Genomic DNA, 16,746 nt, shown 5'->3' on the forward strand with positions numbered 1-16,746 from the left:
CACGCCAAACCAAGCAAGTTGAATGCCAATACTGGGCAATACGGGGAAAAACTGCGAGCGACACGGCGCATGGTCTCACCCTGGTAAACCCAGACGTGCTCGAACGCCGTTTGATCGATAATCGCCCAGGTGCGTCGTCGCTAAGTCCCCGATTGCGCGATCGGCGGTCAGCGTGATCGATCAGCCATCAAGGTTCGATTCAGGCAACGCTTTGGGTGAACACCTCTGTGGATGTCTGCCGAAAAGGTGCAGCAACCGAGTCGCTTGCCCTGGCCAGTACTTTTCGAGCGGCCTAAGTTTCAAACGTGTAGGAATGAGCGAGGGCTCCGACGACTGCGGCTTCATCTCCGCAGATAGAAAACTCAATGCCTTCTAAGTTCCTAAAGCCATCCAATGCTGAATCGTAATACGCTTTTTCAACACCTTGGCGATAGCGTTGACGCATCGCATCGCTCATGTCACATACGCCTCCACCGATTACTAACAGGTCGTAGTCGCCTAAGTAATTGGCAGTGAGCAAACCGATGCCTAACGCCCGGGCCTGGTCATCGAATAACTCCAAAGCGAGATCGTCACTATCGGCGGCCAATTCGCGAAGCTGTTTTGCTTTGTCGCGATTGGTGTCTGCGGATGCGTTGAGCGGATGATCTTTCCACTGTGCAAGAGTAAGTCGGTGAGCCAACTGATGCGTTAGCGCCGTAAGCGACACCGCGGATTCGACAGTGGAGACTGCGTTCCCAACTTTTAGTTGCCTGTCATGTTCGTGACGAAAGGCGGTCGGGGGCAGGAACGTGTGCCCAGCATGGCCAGCGCGCCCCTGGCTACCACGAACGGGAAGGCCACGCCGCACCGCACCGCCACCAAGCCCCGTGCCCACCATTGCCATGAAAAGGGAATTGGATTTCAAGGCCGTTGCTGCTGACTGTTCCGGGATGGCTTGAGACCACGTGACGGATCCTTTGCGAATGGCAAACTCACCAAACGCAGCTGCTTGCCCATCACCGATGTAGTGAACGACTACGCCCGGTGATGCGGCTTGCATACTCGCTTGCAGTGCGCCACGTACCGCAAAATTGTTCCACAGCTTTGGATCTAGATTGGGTGAATTTTTTAACACGCCGTCACGCGTTGCTGGACCTGGTGTCGCCAATCCAATGTGTTGAACTTGATCAAATGCGCATCCAACGTGTTTCAACGCCAATCCGATTTCATGAACAATGGCTGCAATCGTCGCTTCGGGGCCATCCGTGGAACGAGTATCAAACTGCGGGGAAACGAAAACCACTTCCCGCTCTTCGTTGCCAATCGAAACGGTCGTCGTGGTTCCACCGACATCAACACCAACGTAGTGATTCATATCATGCTCTGTATTCAATTGCGTGGAGTGCCGACTGATGGCAGGAAACGTGAGTTATGCGAACGCGTCGATAGTCTACCGTTTGCGATTGAGTTCTGTCACACGCCGCTGATCTTGCCTTCGATCAAGATCGTTGTGAGCGAACCGCTTTTCCTGCACTTAGTAACGACATTCGCAAGGGCTAGCTGACGCGTCGCCTTGGTCAACCAGCATTCTTGGATTGTTGGTAACCACGGAGCGTCTCACTAGCGGACTACGATTTCTGTAGAGAATTCATTTCTCATGCGAAGTAACAAGCTGCAGCGAGGTGCGCACGTTACTGAAATGAGTGGATATAGATTAGTGATGCCGAGAGTGTTCTCGCGAAATTTCCAGTAGGTTCATTGACGCGGGTTTTGAATTGACGCCCGAATCGCTTGCGATGTTTAACGCTCCTGTCTCATTGGTGCTGCCACTTAGGCCGCGGTTCGATGGCGATGCTGAACTATCAAATTTGCATGTTTGCAAGTGATTTCAAGGTTTCGCGGATGTGCGTTTTATACGCCCCCTCCTGGAATCCACAAAAGTGTTCAACTCAGGTGGCAGTCGATGTTTGCCCCAAAAACTAACTGCTTTTCGTTCTCTGCGACGATGAATGTGTCGCAAGCTTCCGATGCCGCCAAGCGGTGGCTTGAATTTGTGATTCGGGATTATGCAGGAGCGTTTAATGTCAGCCGACGATACAAAAAAGAAGCTAGTGCAACTCGTTTACGCTAGCGCCTCAACCGTTTCGTTTAGTGATGAGCAGCTCGATAAACTGCTTGAGTACGCACGTCAGAACAATTCGTCACTTGACGTTACGGGCATGCTGCTGTTCGTAGATGGCACGTTTTTCCAAGTGCTTGAAGGAGACCCTGACACGGTGCACGCGCTGTACGACAAGATTCAGCTTGACCAGCGGCACAACAATGTCTTGATGTTAGCGGAACGCAACATTGAAGAGCGAAACTTTGGTCAGTGGAGCATGGGATTTGTCCGCAGCCAAAAGGAAATCGCTGAACTGCCCGGATTCATTGACTTTTTCAGCGACGCGGACGACCAAAAGAATTTCATTGATCTTCACGGTGATTCAAAACGCATCGACAAAATTCTGGAAGGGTTTCGTCGGGGGCGTTGGCGACGCGAAGCCGATCCGATCAATAAATAGTAGCAGTCGAAGCATTGTCATGTATGGCAAAGATGGAAGCCACTTACCTAGAAGGAGTTTGAGATGAAAGGGATTGTCTTTACAGAACTGATTGAAATGGTCGAGGCCGACTTGGGAATCGACATTGCTGACCGCATGATTGGCGGCGCAGAGACTTCAAACAACGGAGCCTATACATCAGTTGGCACCTATGACCACGCAGAACTCATTCAGCTAGTCATCTCGCTTTCAAGCGAGACAAATATCCCGGTGCCAGAACTGGTTCGGACTTTTGGCAAACACTTGTTCGGTCGTTTTCACGAATTGTATCCTCAGTTCTTTACCGGGATCAATTCGGCTATTGATTTCCTGCCGATGGTGGAAACCTACATCCACGTCGAGGTTCGCAAACTATATCCAGATGCCGAATTGCCATCGTTTGAATGCGAAATAACAAATGGGGTTTTGGATATGACCTATCGCTCCAAGCGTCCTTTCGCCGACTTGGCTGAAGGGCTGATCTTGGCATGCGTCGACCACTACAAAGATCCGATCGATATCAAACGGACCGATATTGGCGAACAGAATGGCACGGAAGCTTGCTTTACGCTCACTCCCGCTTCCGTTCAACTTTCCTGAGCAAGCCATTTCGTGTCTGACTTAGATCTCCTCCAACGCCGATTCGACCGTGAACGCGCAGCTCGCAAAGAAGCCGAAATGCTTCTGGAGCAAAAGTCTCGAGAGGTTTACGAGACAAATTGCCAGCTTCGTGATCTAGCGGAACAAAACACTGCGATAGTCGAATCAGCTGCCGAGGGAATCCTTACCTATTCGTCCGACGGAAAAATACTGACGATCAATCGCTCAGCGGAGCGATTGTTCGGTGTCTCGCGATCCAACAGCCTAAACCTTCGAGACCTGTTTGAGGCCGGGGAGAACGCCGAAGCCGTTCTGTTTCGCTGCGATGTCGATTTGGGTGGTGAAGCCGATCACAACATTGATTCTCAGCCGGATGCTGACTCCAACGAGATCGTCGCGGTTCGCTCATCCGGCAAAGTATTCCTGTCAGGGATCTCAGTTAGTTGCACGACACATTGTAAACAAAAAATGTTTACCGTGTTGGTGCGTGATCTCTCGCGTCGCAAGCGGATGGAGGCAAAGCTCAATCAAGCGCAGAAGATGGAGTCGATTGGCCAGCTTGCGGCGGGCATTGCGCACGAGATCAACACTCCGATCCAGTTCGTCAATGACAACCTTCAGTTTCTTCAGGATGCGTTCGAGGACTTGAGTGAGTTGCTGGATCTATTTGACCAACTGCTGGCATCAGTCAAGGCGGATGAGCCAGCCAACAAACTAGTTGAACAGATTGATTCGCAAAGCGAGGTCGCCGATCTCCCATTCTTGAAAGAAGAGTTTCCAAACGCGTTCTCTCAGACGCTCGAAGGCATTCAGCGTGTTGCCAAGATCGTGGTCGCGATGAAAGAGTTTTCGCAGCCGCCATCCGAAGGCAAGAGCCAGCTAGACATTAATCAAGCGATCGAGAACGCCTTGACGATCGCAGCCAGTCAGTTTCGCGATGTTGCCACCGTCAAGACTGACTTGCAACAAGGTTTGCCAGGAATCGTCTGCTTAGGAGCTCAAATCAACCAGGTTCTCTTGAACATTCTCGCCAATGCATCCGAGGCGTTAGCGGAACAATGCGGTGACACGAAGGGAGAGATCCTGGTCACCACGCGAATGATTGACAACGATCTCGAAATTCGCGTCGAAGACAACGGCCCAGGGATTCCTGAACACATTCGGGACCGAATATTCGAGCCGTTCTTCACAACCAAAGAGGTTGGGAAAGGAACAGGGCAAGGGCTCGCATTCGTATACGACATTGTTGTCAATCGGCATGACGGATCCATCCAAGCGGTTGCGTCTCCGAGTGGAGGAACGACGTTTGTAATCCACATCCCGGTTCCCAAGGTCATGGACACAGAAAAGAGAGAATATGAAAACTCTATTGGTTGAATCGGATCCGAAGCGACAAGAACGCTGGGAGCAACGCCTGCGAGATCTGGATGCTCAGCCGACTGTGGTGGCTTCCTGCGCCGACGCGATGCAGCTCCCGAACAACTCTCGTTTTCTCCTGGCGATTGTCGCTTCGAGCGAGATCGATCGTGAATTGATCCAGGGGGCTGTTCGTGAACTGAAACGTCAATGCCAAGTCGTTCTCTGTTTGATCGACCGTCAAGATGCCCAAGCTGACCGTGCCGCATACGAGGCCGGTTTCGATGGCTGTCTGTTCGACGATAGTTCAGATTTGGAAATCGCGACAAAGATTGGTCAAGCAAATGACCTCGAGAAGATCGAGCTGCGACTTGCGCAAGCTCAGAAATTGGAATCCATTGGTGAATTGGCAGCTGGCATTGCTCACGAAATCAATACGCCCATTCAGTACGTTGGAGACAATACACGCTTTGTTCAAACCGCTTGTGATGACCTCGTCGATGTTCTCCAGTCCTGCCAGGCACTCATCGCCACGCTCAACGAAGAAGGCGATGTAGATAAAGCAAAGCAAACGTTGCAGACAAGTTTGGACGACGCGGATGTCGAATACTTGCTGGAAGAAATTCCTTCGGCAATCACGCAAACGCTTGATGGCGTTGATCGTGTTGCCAACATCGTTCGTGCGATGAAGGAATTTTCGCATCCGGGAGTCTCGGAGATGGCGTTGACTGACTTGTCAAATGCAATCGAGAACACGGTCATGGTTGCACGGAATGAGTGGAAGTACGTTGCTGAGATGGAGACTGAATTCGATCCGGATTTACCCCCTGTCTCCTGTCTGCCTGGCGAACTGAATCAAGTGCTGTTGAACATGGTGGTCAATTCCGCTCATGCCATTGCCGAGTCGCTGGGTGAATCGTCTGAGCAAAAAGGCAAGATCAAAATCTCAACTCATTTAGCAACCCCCTTTGCCGAAATACGGATTTCCGACAACGGCACAGGAGTCGCAGAGGAGGACATACAGCGAATTTTTGCACCATTCTTCACCACGAAAGCGGTTGGAAAGGGCACAGGCCAAGGCTTGGCGATTGCCCAAACGGTCATTGTCGAAAAACACGGTGGGGCGATTGAAGTGGAGAGTCAGCTGGGTCAAGGCACCACTTTCATTATCAAAATCCCGATTGACCAAACGCGAACGCCCGAAGGTTTGAGCGACGCCGAACAGACGCCTGAACTACCGAAAGCCAATTCCCCCGAGCAACTCGCCGCTGACTGACATTGGCAAGGCGAGCCAAGCTCCCCCTTTATTGGATGCTGACTATGAAGACTAGAATTCTATTCGTAGACGACGAACCCAATGTGCTCTCTGGGCTACGTCGAATGCTGCGCAGTCAACGCAAAGAATGGGAAATGCAATTCGCCAACGGCGGAGCAGCTGCCCTCGAACTATTGGAGCAAGAGTCATTTGACGTCATCGTTAGCGACATGCGAATGCCTGGTATTGATGGTGCCGAATTGCTCACTCGCGTCTCCAAGCAGTATCCCAACATGGTGCGGCTGGTCTTGAGCGGCCAGTCTGAACACGAGAAGATCTTTCGGGCGATTGGCCCAGCCCATCAATTTTTGTCAAAGCCCTGCGAGCCGGGGAATCTGATCGGTACGATTCAGCGAGCTTGCGGATTGCACAGTCAGCTGCAGGACAAAGCGTTGATGAATATCACTTCGCAATTGAGTTCTTTACCAAGTCTGCCGCAGGTCTACAGTGACTTGGTCTGCGAATTGAGTTCGGATGAAGCATCGTTGCAGCGAATTGGAGAGAGAATCGAATCCGATATTGCGATGACCGCCAAAGTGCTTCAGTTGGTCAATTCGTCGTTCTTTGGATTACCACAACATGTAACATGTCCTCAGCACGCAGTGGCGCTGTTGGGGCTGGATGTGATACGCCCGTTGGTTCTGTCTGCTGGAATCTTCACGCAATACACTGATCCCGGGATCGAGGGTTTTTCGTTAGAGCATCTTCTTGAACACAGCCTGGCTGTGGCAACAAGTGCGCGACGTGTTGCCGAAACAGAATCAGATAATCAGCATTTGATTGATGATGCGTTCATTGCAGGAATGCTGCATGACATTGGAAAGCTGATACTTGCAGTCAATCTACCGTCCCGCTACTCCGATTCGCTTGAATTGGCTCGCAAGGAAGAGATTCCGCATTGGCAAGCAGAGCAGAAAGAGTTTGGCTGCACTCACGCAGAAGTGGGAGCGCATCTGATGGGCCTTTGGGGATTGCCTAATTCGATCGTCGAAGCAATCGCGTTTCATCATCGACCTCTGGATTCATCCACGACCGAATTTACGGCGTTGACTGCAGTTTACGCCGCGAATATGCAGCAACACGTCAACGTCTCAACGGACGCTAGCGAAGAACCGCCAGCATCCTCTCCCAACGTTACTGATTGGGACGCATCGTACTTGAGTGCAATCGGGATGAGCGATCGCATGAACGTGTGGGGATCCGTTCCCTGCATAGGGAGCTGATCAAATGAGCAAAAAAGTCCTTCTGGTAGACGACGAGCCTAACGTCCTGAGTGCGTTCAAACGCAACTTGCGCAAAAGCTACGATCTGGAGATCGCTGTCGGCGGTGAAGCTGCGTTGCAGTTGATCAAAGAGAATGGCCCCTTTGCGGTTATCGTCTCTGACATGCAAATGCCCGAGATGTCGGGCGTTGAATTGCTAACGAAAGTCCGTCAGATCAACGATCAAACGGTCCGAGTCATGTTGACGGGAAACGCTGATCAAAAAACAGCAGTCGATGCGGTCAACGAAGGCGAGATCTTTCGATTTCTCAGCAAACCCTGCCCGCCAGACGAACTTGCCAAAGTTCTTGATGCGGGACTGGAGCACTATCGCCTCATTACTGCAGAGGCCGAGCTGCTCAATAAGACATTGTCGGGGAGCGTTTCGATGCTAACCCAGGTTTTGTCGCTCGCGATGCCGGAAGCCTTCGGATTGACACAAGAGGCCCGAACGTGGGCCAAGGAGATTGCCAAGGAAATCGGTATTGGCCCACTATGGCAAGTCGAGATGGCTGCAATGCTCATGCGAGTGGGTTGCGTTTCGCTGCCCAAGGATGCGTTGGACGCGTATTTGTCGGGCAGCAACTTATCCGGTGAACACGCCAATCTCGTGGCACAGACTCCGAAATTGGGTCATAGCCTAATCTCGTCTATCCCTCGACTGGAAACAGTGGCAAGTTTTGTTTTGGCGCAAAACGATCCGTTGACAGATTCGATGCCCATTGCGGCCCGGATCCTGCGTGCAATCGGCGACTACCAACTGTTCCGCGATGCTGGCTCAGAAGGTGCGTTCTCGCGGCTTCGAAATGCAGAAGTCTACGACCAAGCTGTCGTCACAGCATTGGAAAAGGCAGTGAATCGCCAAGGCAGCGGCCGCGACATCTCGCTCGTCGAGCTTCGCGACGGCATGATTCTCAGCGGCAACATCTGTGACCATGCAGGACGCATTTTGGTACGCAGCGGCATGGATGTTCATCAAGCAATGATTCAAAAGCTTCTTCTGTTGCAACCTACCTGCGGCGTCCAGGAACCGATTAGCGTTCGGCTGGCCGAGGGTGATGTGACTTTGGTCGACGCCGTTACCGTCGCCCAAGAAGTGTCTCTCAATATTTTCCAAGAGGAATAGTCTTATGCCCTCCGTTCTTTTCGTGGATGACGACATGAATCTGTTGCAAGGATTGCGACGTTCACTTCGTGACCAGCCCTACAACCTTTTCATTGCCAATTCAGCCGAAATGGCGATGTCGATGTGTCAAAGGGAAGCGTTCGATCTTGTGGTTGCTGATTATCGCATGAGCGGTATGAGCGGCATGGATTTAGTGAATTGGCTCGCTGAGAATTTGCCGGACACGGTTTGCATCATGCTCACCGGGCACGCAGACGTTGAATTGATGAAGGAAGCAATCAACCAAGGTCATGTCTTTCGTTTTCTTACCAAACCCTGCCATGACGTAGAGCTGTCACTTGCCGTTCGCGAAGGCCTTGAACTCCAATTGAAATCGTAGGTAATCCGTGAGCTTGCAACGAATCCTATTTGTCGATGACGAACCCAACGTGCTGCGTGCGTACGATCGCTCTTTGCGAAAATTCGCAGGTGGTTGGCACTTAAGTTTCGAGACAGACCCGTTGAACGCCTGGAACCGAATTCAAAACGAATCGTTTGATACGGTCGTCTCGGATGTTCGGATGCCGGGGCTGACGGGACTGGAGCTGTTGAAGCTTGTCAAAAACGACGCCAAGGTCCACGACCTGCCAGTCATTATTGTTACCGGGGAAGCGGACAAGGGACTCAAGCAGCAAGCGCTCGACATGGACGCAGCGGATCTGCTTAATAAGCCAGTGCAACTGGAGGACCTCGTTGCTCGCGTGCGAAATGCTCTTAGAATCAAGGGCTACGCCGACCAGTTGAAAGAGAGCAACGAACTGCTGGAACGCCGAGTTGCTGAGCGGACGTTGGAGTTGGAAGCGTCTCGAGTCGACATTCTATGGCGACTCTGGAAAGCCGCTGAATTCCGGGACGAAGAGACGGGCAATCACGTTTTGCGTGTCGGTAGCTACAGTCGCGTTCTGGCAAGAGCCTTGGGGAAAGATGCCGACTTCTGCGATACCCTCTTCTTGGCAGCGCCATTGCATGACATTGGCAAGATAGGTGTGTCGGATGCGGTGCTCTTAAAGCCAGGTAAATTGAATGAAGAAGAATGGGCCGAGATGCAAACGCACTGCGAAAAAGGTGTTGCGATCTTGAGCGACCAGGCTCGCTCGAATTTCTTGGCTGCTGAATGTGTCGATTCCAGCATTGGCCGTGCAGTGGCATGTCGTGCGACGAATCCAGTGATCGAAATGGCTACTGTGATCGCCGCTACTCACCACGAAAAATGGGACGGGAACGGATATCCAAATGGATTGTCGGGCATGGACATTCCTCTCGCCGGCAGGATTGTGGCGATCGCCGATGTGTACGATGCGCTACGGAGCAGACGATGTTACAAGGAACCGTTTAGCAGAGAACGCTCACTCTCCATTTTGCGAGAAGGCTCCGGTTCGCATTTCGATCCCAATGTGGTTGATGCGTTTTTCGATAGCTTTCCCGAAATTGTGGCGATTGAAAATGGACTGACAGACGATGCTCAGGAAGAACCAATCCCTCCTTGCGAATCGTCAACAGTGGCAGGAGCTTTTTCCGGCGGGTGTTTGCAGACTACGGAGATCTCGACTGAGATGGGTTCAACGGAATCCTAGATTCAACAATGGCATGCCGAGAGGGCCACGAGCCGCGCTAGGGCGACTGCTTAAGCGAATCACGTCCACTGAAATCAAGTCCCATGCATTCAACGGCGCGTCTCCTTTTCTGATTGGCGCGGATCGCAGACCACTCTATAGCGTGACTTCCATTTTGGCAGCTCTCGTCTGCTGTATGCGATCGGTCGTCGGCAGTCATCGCCATTCTCACCGACTCGATCAATGCTGTGACTGGATCGCTATTGCTTCAGTTGCGAGGGGAGAACCCAAGGGTTAACCGAGGCATCGTCTGGGCTATCAGTCATTTTGACATTCGCGATAGACTCTACGCGTCTCCCATGGAGGAGCACGAATTCAGTGACTCGAACCAACACTCGGAAACAAGATGTCAGCGAGTTTCTTCCATGATCAGTTTGTCGATTCGATCGATCAGTGTCGCCAACTGTACGTCGACAAAGTCGTTGAGTGCTTCGTGGCTTCGCCCAGTCGTTTGGGCATGGAAGCGGACGAGTTCTTTGCCGTTGTGCAGGACCGATTCAATTGCCTAGTCATCAAAGCGTTTGTGGAAACGGCCGAGAGTGACTTGGTGTTGACGCCGGCTGAAGCGGATCTCGCCAAGGTGTTGGTCGAGCACCTGTTGGATCGTCAGGTCAAACCGCGGCACGTGAAAGAGAACTTTCGCGAATTGGCAACCTTGGCAAAACAGACCTCTTGGGGTGCCGCAGTGGAGCCAATGAAATGGTTTGAAGAAACAGCGGCTTACTTCGAGGAAGTGAAATCCGCGTTACTACGTATCGCCACGATTGCTTCCCGAGTCGACGGAAGTGTGCGAGGCGAAACAACGGCCCAACTAAAAATGATTCGGATGCAGCTGGATCAACATTTGCCGGTCGTTCGATCGCATTCAGCCGAAAGCAAACCAGTAAACGATGCCTCCGAAAGCACTGACGTTTCGGATCATTCGGCTGCGACCAATAGTTATCAAATTTCGCAGGCTCTGATCAAGGTTCTGTCTGAACAACGTGAGTCCAAACGGGCAGCACCAATGGATGCGTCTGCTTTGGAGAGCAACGAAACATCCCCAGTGCAAGAATCCGCGACAGTTATTGCCCAGTCAAATGCGTCCGACACGGACGCCGAAACAGTGGCTGACTTGACGCCCCAGCAGCGAGACGAGTTACTGCGATTGGGGATGGCAGAATTGGAAAACTTGATTGGCATTGATGCGATACGCCGCGAAGTTCAGACGCTGATCAATGTTTGCAAACTGCAGCAGTTTCGCAAGGAGCACTCCATGCCGGTTAGCACTGTCAGTTTGCACATGGTGTTCACTGGAAACCCGGGCACGGGCAAGACGACGGTCGCGCGCATTGTCGCCAAACTGTTCGGGGCGATTGGTGTGATTCGGCGCGGGCATCTCATCGAAACGGATCGCAGTGGGTTGGTCGCGGAATTCCAAGGTCAGACCGGGCCGAAAACCAATGCGAAAATTGACGAAGCTATTGATGGCGTCTTGTTCGTCGACGAAGCCTATTCATTGGCCCCCGAAAACCAGAGCGATAGTTACGGGCTGGAAGCGATTCAAACTCTGTTGAAGCGGATGGAAGATGACCGCGACCGTTTGATCGTCATCTTGGCGGGCTATCCCAAGCCGATGGAGACACTAATGAAAAGTAATCCTGGTTTGTCATCTCGTTTCTCGCGACGGTGCCATTTCCCTGACTACGACGAGACTGAGCTGGCAGGTATTTTTGATGTCCTGGCTCAGAAGCACCATTATCACATGACTGACGATTTTCGGTCCACGTTCCTGAAGCAGATTCGAACAGCAGTTGCGACGAAAGACGAACATTTCGGAAACGGCCGAATGGTTCGCAATCTTTACGAATGCGCTATCCGCAACATGGCCAATCGCGTCGTTGAGTCGGCGGAACTGACACCAGAACTGCTGTCGACGTTCCAGGCCGAGGATCTGTCCGAATGGATCGAAGGCGAATCGGTTTGATCTTCGCAAGCTTGCCGCTGGCACTACAGTAAGACGTTTAGGCACTCACGGAATTTAATTTTGTCAAAGAAAAAGATCGTCATCGTTGGCGCGGGGCCCGGTGGGTTGGCTACCGCAATGCAGCTGGCGCATGCGGGATGCGATGTGACCGTCTTGGAACGAAAGTCTCAGGTAGGTGGACGCACGTCCGCGATCCAGAAAGACGGGTTTCGGTTCGATTGTGGCCCGACGTTTTTTCTTTATCCGCGAGTGTTGACTGAAATCTTCAAAAGCGTTGGCCGAGACTTGATGGCCGAAGTTCCGATGAAGCGATTGGATCCGCAGTATCGACTGACGTTTGGCGGCGGTGGTCAACTGGACTGCTCGCCGGACTTGGAAAAGATGGACCGGCAGATCGCTCAGTTTTCTCCGGATGATGTCGGCGCTCTCAAACGCTACATGGACGACAACCGAGTGAAACTGGAGCGGTTTCGACCAATTCTGGAGTCGCCGTTTAGCTCCGTATTCGATTTGATGCGTCCTTCGATGCTAGCTGCTGCGAAGCACCTGCATCCTCAACGTTCGCTTGGCAAAGAACTGCAACGCTATTTTTCGGATCCGCGGTTAGTGATCGCCTTTGCGTTTCAATCCAAGTATTTGGGCATGTCACCATTTCAATGCCCGAGTCTTTTCAGCATTTTGTCGTTCCTGGAATACGAATACGGAGTGTGGCACCCGATTGGTGGATGCAGCCGCGTCAGCGAACGCATGGCTGAGATCGCAAGCGAAATGGGCGTCAAATTCCGCTTCGACGAACCGGTCCTTTCGGCCAAGCTGCAGGGACGAAAACTGAAAACACTTGTTACCGCCAAAGCCCAGTATTCAGCCGATGCATTCGTGGTCAACGCGGACTTCGCCGACTGGATCACCAAAACGATTCCGAATTCCAAGCGACGTCGATGGAGCGATGAGTCACTGAAGAAGAAGCGATTTTCTTGCAGCACGTACATGCTGTACTTAGGAATCGAAGGACGGTACGACGATCTTCCGCACCATAACATTCATCTTAGCGAAGACTACGAAAACAACCTGGTCGAAATCGAACAGACGCACGTGCTCAGCAAAGACCCATCGTTCTACGTACAAAATGCTTCCGTGACAGATGATTCGCTGGCACCCCAAGGACAAAGCTCCCTTTACGTCTTAGTACCGGTCACGCACCAGCACGCCAACGTCGATTGGTCCCAAGAATCGGATTCGTTCCGAGAGCTCACGCTAGACCGACTCTCTGCAATCGGCCTGCATGACATTCGCGACCGCATTCTGACGGAGCATCGCATCACGCCAGACAACTGGGAACACGATTATGGTGTTTACCGCGGCGCCACATTTAATCTGGCACACAACCTGGGACAAATGCTGCACCGGCGTCCGCGAAATCGTTTTGAGGAAGTCGATGCAATATATTTAGTCGGCGGTGGGACGCATCCAGGCAGCGGACTTCCGGTGATATACGAATCGAGCCGCATCAGTAGCCGGCTTCTTCTGGACGACTTAAAAGTCGACCGCGGCTTTATCGATAAAGCCGCAAGTGTGTCGTAACCAATTTGGTACAGCACGTGCGATTTTTTAGCTGCGAAAGCTCGCAATTAAAAAGTACCCCACTGCCAACCCTCTGATTGTCCACAGGATCGTGCGAATCCAGTTGGACTGCACGAGTCGCCGATAAGTTGCTAAATCAAATCCGCTGCTTAGCCGGTTGTGACAGGGAACTTGTATCAACACAGTCGAAAGCCAGATCGCTAGCACGATCGCAAATGCTGCGATGACTGCCCAGCGAGGAGAACCGGGCGGCGTCATCATCATCAACAGCGCCGCCGTGATGATTTCGACCAGCATGGGTGGTCCGACAATCATGGTGATCAGGCGAGTGTGATCTTTTTCATAGCGGACAAATCCGGCTTCGCCAACTCGATCAAACAGTTTGTAATGAACGATCTGCACAGTCCAAATCAGGCCGACCAGATACCAAGTAGCGATCGCATTAAGAACCAGAATCGTTGAAGCGTTCATTCAGCCGATTCCAATCGGTCGCGCCCCAAGCAGTATCGCAGAGCCGATTCGAGGTCCGTAAAACGGAATCGGTAGTTGCTAGCCGTCAATTTGCCAGGAACAACGCGTTGGCTGGACAAGAGCAGAGCATCGGCCATCTCCCCTAAGGCGGCACGCAACGCGAAAGCAGGCGCCGGGAAGATCGCCGGGCGGGAAATGACTCGTCCAAGAGTGCGTGCGAATTCTTTATTTCTGACCGGTTCGGGCGAAACACAATTGATCGGCCCCGCTAAATCGGGACTGCTGATTGCGTGATAAATAGCTCCCAGCACGTCATCCAACGCGATCCAGCTCCACCATTGTTTCCCGCTACCAAGTGCACCAGCGGCAAATTTTGCGGGGAGCAGCATCTTTTCGAGAGCACCACCGCGAGGCGAAAGAACAATTCCCAGCCGCAGATTCACGACGCGGATTCCAGCGTCGATCGCCGGTTGGCATGCAGCCTCCCAGCCTTTCGCCACCTCGGCAAGAAAATCTTCGCCTGCCTCTGATTCTTCATTCAAAATCTCTTCGCCGCGGTCTCCATAAATTCCAGCACCCGACGCACAGATGAGCACTCGTGGCTTACGATCCAGCTTGGCCATGCTTTCACAAAGCTCACGCGTCTTGATCCAACGACTGTCGCGGATCTGTGCTTTCGTTTCCTCAGTCCACCGGTCACCGGCGATTGGCTTGCCGGCCAGATGAACGACGGCGTCTACGTCGCTCAACTTCGCCGCCTCACTCTCATCGTTCCAAACAGCGATTTCACTAGCCTCGATCGGAGTTCCGCGAACGATCGGTCGGACGCGATGCCCGAGCAAAGTCATCAATGCGCTCAGTTGACTTCCAACCATCCCGGTGCTGCCAGAGATGGCAACCGTGATAGGGTCCGCCTCGTAGTTGGAAAGCAATTCCATATCGTGCCGAGTGACGTGATGCCGGTAGGCAAACATCGATTCAATGGCCTTAAGAGCCATTCCGCCACCGAACAATTTTCCGGCCGCTCCCAAAGGCAAGCGATATTGAATCTCATCGCGAAGCACGGACTGTTCATCACCAACCGCTTCGAAGAGGTGCTCGTGGTCCCACTGGGCAAACGGGCCAGAAACTTGAGTGTCGGCGAACTTTCGCGGCGGGTCGTACAACGTGTGCTCTGCCAACCAACGCACAGGCACACCAAGCAACGATGTTTTCAAAATAACCTGGCTACCGACGCGAAGACTGTGGTCCGATTTTTCGACCCGGACGTTCTCCCATGGCGGTATCAGACGTTCCAAGGCGCCGGGGCGGTCATGGTAGGAAAACGCTGTTTCGGCGGAAACCGGAAGCGTTGATGACGCAACATAGACGTTGGGCTGACTCATACAGACTCTTGCCGATCGTTTTCATAAGGATGAAGGTGGCCATCCGACAGCAAGCAAAATCGAAGTGCTGAACGAAACGAACAATCTAGAGCTGGATCGAAGATTCCGCAAACGAGTTCCCCGCAAGAATATGGGCTACGCACGATGGTTCGACCGGCATTCAGCGAAACTCGCTTTCTATTCCGCTGCGTTGGCTGCTGTTGGATCTGCCATGGTTCTCAGTTTGTCCATCGCGCGACGCTCCAATTGACGCACCCGCTCTTTGGAAACGCCCAGTCGGTTTGCCAGTGCTTGAAGAGTGTAGACCTTACGGTGGGCCCCCAGAGAGAACCTGGCCCGAATGATAAACTTCTCACGACGATCCAGATGGTCCATCATCTTGCTCAACCGGCTGCGTAGTTCGTGCCAACGCTTTTCACTGATCGCCGACTCACGGCCTTCATCAGTTACTTCCAGCTCCATATCCTGCAGACCACCGAGCGTTGACTGTCGTTCTTGCTGCTGCAGCACCACCGTTTGGTATGAGCTACGTCGGATAACCTGGGTAGCATAGGTGCTGAATCGGAATCCACGGTCAAAGTCAAACTTCTCCACCGCCCTCATGATGGCAACGATGCCGTCGCTCAACAGTTCCTCGAATCCGCACGTCGGATTGACGAACTTCTTGACGATGGAAAATACCAATCGGAGATTTGATTCCACGATTCGGTCACGGTGCCAATCGGCCAAAGCGATGTACTGCTGAATCAACTCGATCCGTACTCGCGAAGGCCGCTTCGCGTTCAGTTGCCGGTGATGATTGGCGGCTTGCTGGCGAAGGAAGTTCATTCGCTGAAACAATGCGCGTTCTTGCTCAGGCTTCAACAAAGCTGCCTCACACAAGCGATTCAAGTGAGACGGGAGATCGACTCCGCGTCGTCGTAATGCCGACGCGGCGTCGTCGACACTGCGACTTTGCAGATTGAGTGGTTCACGGAAAATTTTTCGCCCCATCGACGGCTGGTCGAATGACTCGTTGGCGATGTAATCAATTTCGTCTCGCAGCGTTTTTTTCGTCAAGGCCTTGAGCTCATCGAGCGACATTTCGCTCAGGTCAGCTAGCTCGCCCGCGATTTCCGCAACCGGCACCAGAAGTTCATCGCACGAGATCCAGCTGGGCCGGCGGGCGGCCGTCTGGGACGCAACCTCTGAAGCAACAGCCTTTGTGGAGAGTCGCGAGCGACCGATGCTTTTGGCAGACGAAGTCTTGTTGGACTGAACGGATTGGGAGACGACCATCGGTTGATTCCAGCGTAGAATGTAGGTGCATTTCAAATGAACGTTTTTGACAACCAAAACGTTCAGCTACTTTTGTACCGGCCCCCCAAGATCTACGCAACAGATACGCCAAGGTTTTCTAGATTAAGTCAAAAGCTTGCCAAAACGCCACGCATATTTGTTTTTTGCCGCATTCTCTGCAGAACGCCCTCGC

Annotated in this window: 14 protein-coding genes; 10 read left to right on the top strand and 4 right to left on the bottom strand. The window is 52.5% G+C overall.

Features of this window, described 5'->3' with window-relative positions; genetic code table 11:
* Positions 1-292 precede the first annotated feature (292 nt).
* On the bottom strand, positions 293-1,357 hold the full coding sequence (locus tag K239x_RS19715; RefSeq protein WP_145419890.1) for an ROK family protein: 1,065 nt from the start codon (positions 1,355-1,357) through the stop codon (positions 293-295).
* A gap of 706 nt (positions 1,358-2,063) precedes the next feature.
* Here K239x_RS19715 and K239x_RS19720 point away from each other — a divergent pair.
* From K239x_RS19720 to K239x_RS19765, 10 genes are all read left to right on the top strand, one after another.
* Entirely contained in the window at positions 2,064-2,543 is a 480-nt protein-coding gene (locus tag K239x_RS19720; protein WP_419189184.1) for a BLUF domain-containing protein, read from the top strand.
* 63 nt (positions 2,544-2,606) lie between these two features.
* A complete protein-coding gene (locus K239x_RS19725; RefSeq protein WP_145419892.1) occupies positions 2,607-3,161 on the top strand; it encodes a heme NO-binding domain-containing protein in 555 nt (184 codons plus the stop codon).
* A 12-nt stretch (positions 3,162-3,173) separates the two neighbouring features.
* A complete protein-coding gene (locus K239x_RS19730; RefSeq protein ID WP_145419893.1) occupies positions 3,174-4,538 on the top strand; it encodes a two-component system sensor histidine kinase NtrB in 1,365 nt (454 codons plus the stop codon).
* Positions 4,519-5,793, top strand: a complete 1,275-nt coding sequence (locus tag K239x_RS19735) for a sensor histidine kinase (protein WP_145419894.1) — start codon at positions 4,519-4,521, stop codon at positions 5,791-5,793. Before K239x_RS19730 ends, K239x_RS19735 begins: the two co-directional genes overlap by 20 nt.
* 44 nt (positions 5,794-5,837) lie before the next feature.
* On the top strand, positions 5,838-7,055 hold the full coding sequence (locus tag K239x_RS19740; RefSeq protein ID WP_419189185.1) for a response regulator: 1,218 nt from the start codon (positions 5,838-5,840) through the stop codon (positions 7,053-7,055).
* Between the two features lie 4 nt (positions 7,056-7,059).
* The gene (locus K239x_RS19745; RefSeq protein ID WP_145419896.1) at positions 7,060-8,220 is read left to right on the top strand and encodes a response regulator; all 1,161 of its coding nucleotides are present in this window, start codon (positions 7,060-7,062) and stop codon (positions 8,218-8,220) included.
* A gap of 4 nt (positions 8,221-8,224) precedes the next feature.
* Complete coding sequence (locus tag K239x_RS19750; protein WP_145419897.1) at positions 8,225-8,599, top strand: response regulator; 375 nt, start codon at positions 8,225-8,227, stop codon at positions 8,597-8,599.
* Positions 8,600-8,606: 7 nt separating this feature from the next.
* Positions 8,607-9,833, top strand: coding sequence for an HD domain-containing phosphohydrolase (locus K239x_RS19755; RefSeq protein ID WP_145419898.1), 1,227 nt, complete (start codon positions 8,607-8,609; stop codon positions 9,831-9,833).
* 385 nt (positions 9,834-10,218) lie between these two features.
* Positions 10,219-11,838 carry an AAA family ATPase gene (locus K239x_RS19760; protein WP_145419899.1) on the top strand — a complete coding sequence of 540 codons (1,620 nt, stop codon included), beginning with the start codon at positions 10,219-10,221 and terminating at the stop codon, positions 11,836-11,838.
* A gap of 60 nt (positions 11,839-11,898) precedes the next feature.
* Positions 11,899-13,419 carry a phytoene desaturase gene (locus K239x_RS19765; protein WP_145419900.1) on the top strand — a complete coding sequence of 507 codons (1,521 nt, stop codon included), beginning with the start codon at positions 11,899-11,901 and terminating at the stop codon, positions 13,417-13,419.
* Positions 13,420-13,446: 27 nt separating this feature from the next.
* Here the strand turns inward: K239x_RS19765 and K239x_RS19770 are convergent, their stop codons facing one another.
* The 3 genes from K239x_RS19770 to K239x_RS19780 all read right to left on the bottom strand — a co-directional run bounded on the left by K239x_RS19770 (position 13,447) and on the right by K239x_RS19780 (position 16,553).
* Complete coding sequence (locus K239x_RS19770) at positions 13,447-13,890, bottom strand: hypothetical protein (protein ID WP_145419901.1); 444 nt, start codon at positions 13,888-13,890, stop codon at positions 13,447-13,449.
* A complete protein-coding gene (locus K239x_RS19775) occupies positions 13,887-15,275 on the bottom strand; it encodes a TIGR01777 family oxidoreductase (protein ID WP_145419902.1) in 1,389 nt (462 codons plus the stop codon). The genes K239x_RS19770 and K239x_RS19775 overlap by 4 nt, the downstream gene beginning before the upstream one ends.
* Before the next feature lie 177 nt (positions 15,276-15,452).
* Positions 15,453-16,553: a sigma-70 family RNA polymerase sigma factor gene (locus tag K239x_RS19780; RefSeq protein WP_145419903.1), complete on the bottom strand. Its 1,101-nt coding sequence runs from the start codon at positions 16,551-16,553 to the stop codon at positions 15,453-15,455.
* Positions 16,554-16,746: the final 193 nt, after the last annotated feature.

It is taken from the genome of Stieleria marina, from assembly GCA_007741555.1.
Classification (GTDB): domain Bacteria; phylum Planctomycetota; class Planctomycetia; order Pirellulales; family Pirellulaceae; genus K23-9.

Excerpts from the sequence above, each read along its gene's own strand:
- K239x_RS19715 (WP_145419890.1), bottom strand. The coding sequence starts at position 1,357 with ATGAATCACTACGTTGGTGTTGATGTCGGTGGAACCACGACGACCGTT.
- K239x_RS19720 (WP_419189184.1), top strand. The coding sequence starts at position 2,064 with ATGTCAGCCGACGATACAAAAAAGAAGCTAGTGCAACTCGTTTACGCT.
- K239x_RS19725 (WP_145419892.1), top strand. The coding sequence starts at position 2,607 with ATGAAAGGGATTGTCTTTACAGAACTGATTGAAATGGTCGAGGCCGAC.
- K239x_RS19735 (WP_145419894.1), top strand. The coding sequence starts at position 4,519 with ATGAAAACTCTATTGGTTGAATCGGATCCGAAGCGACAAGAACGCTGG.
- K239x_RS19740 (WP_419189185.1), top strand. The coding sequence starts at position 5,838 with ATGAAGACTAGAATTCTATTCGTAGACGACGAACCCAATGTGCTCTCT.
- K239x_RS19745 (WP_145419896.1), top strand. The coding sequence starts at position 7,060 with ATGAGCAAAAAAGTCCTTCTGGTAGACGACGAGCCTAACGTCCTGAGT.
- K239x_RS19750 (WP_145419897.1), top strand. The coding sequence starts at position 8,225 with ATGCCCTCCGTTCTTTTCGTGGATGACGACATGAATCTGTTGCAAGGA.
- K239x_RS19760 (WP_145419899.1), top strand. The coding sequence starts at position 10,219 with ATGTCAGCGAGTTTCTTCCATGATCAGTTTGTCGATTCGATCGATCAG.
- K239x_RS19770 (WP_145419901.1), bottom strand. The coding sequence starts at position 13,890 with ATGAACGCTTCAACGATTCTGGTTCTTAATGCGATCGCTACTTGGTAT.
- K239x_RS19775 (WP_145419902.1), bottom strand. The coding sequence starts at position 15,275 with ATGAGTCAGCCCAACGTCTATGTTGCGTCATCAACGCTTCCGGTTTCC.
- K239x_RS19780 (WP_145419903.1), bottom strand. The coding sequence starts at position 16,553 with ATGGTCGTCTCCCAATCCGTTCAGTCCAACAAGACTTCGTCTGCCAAA.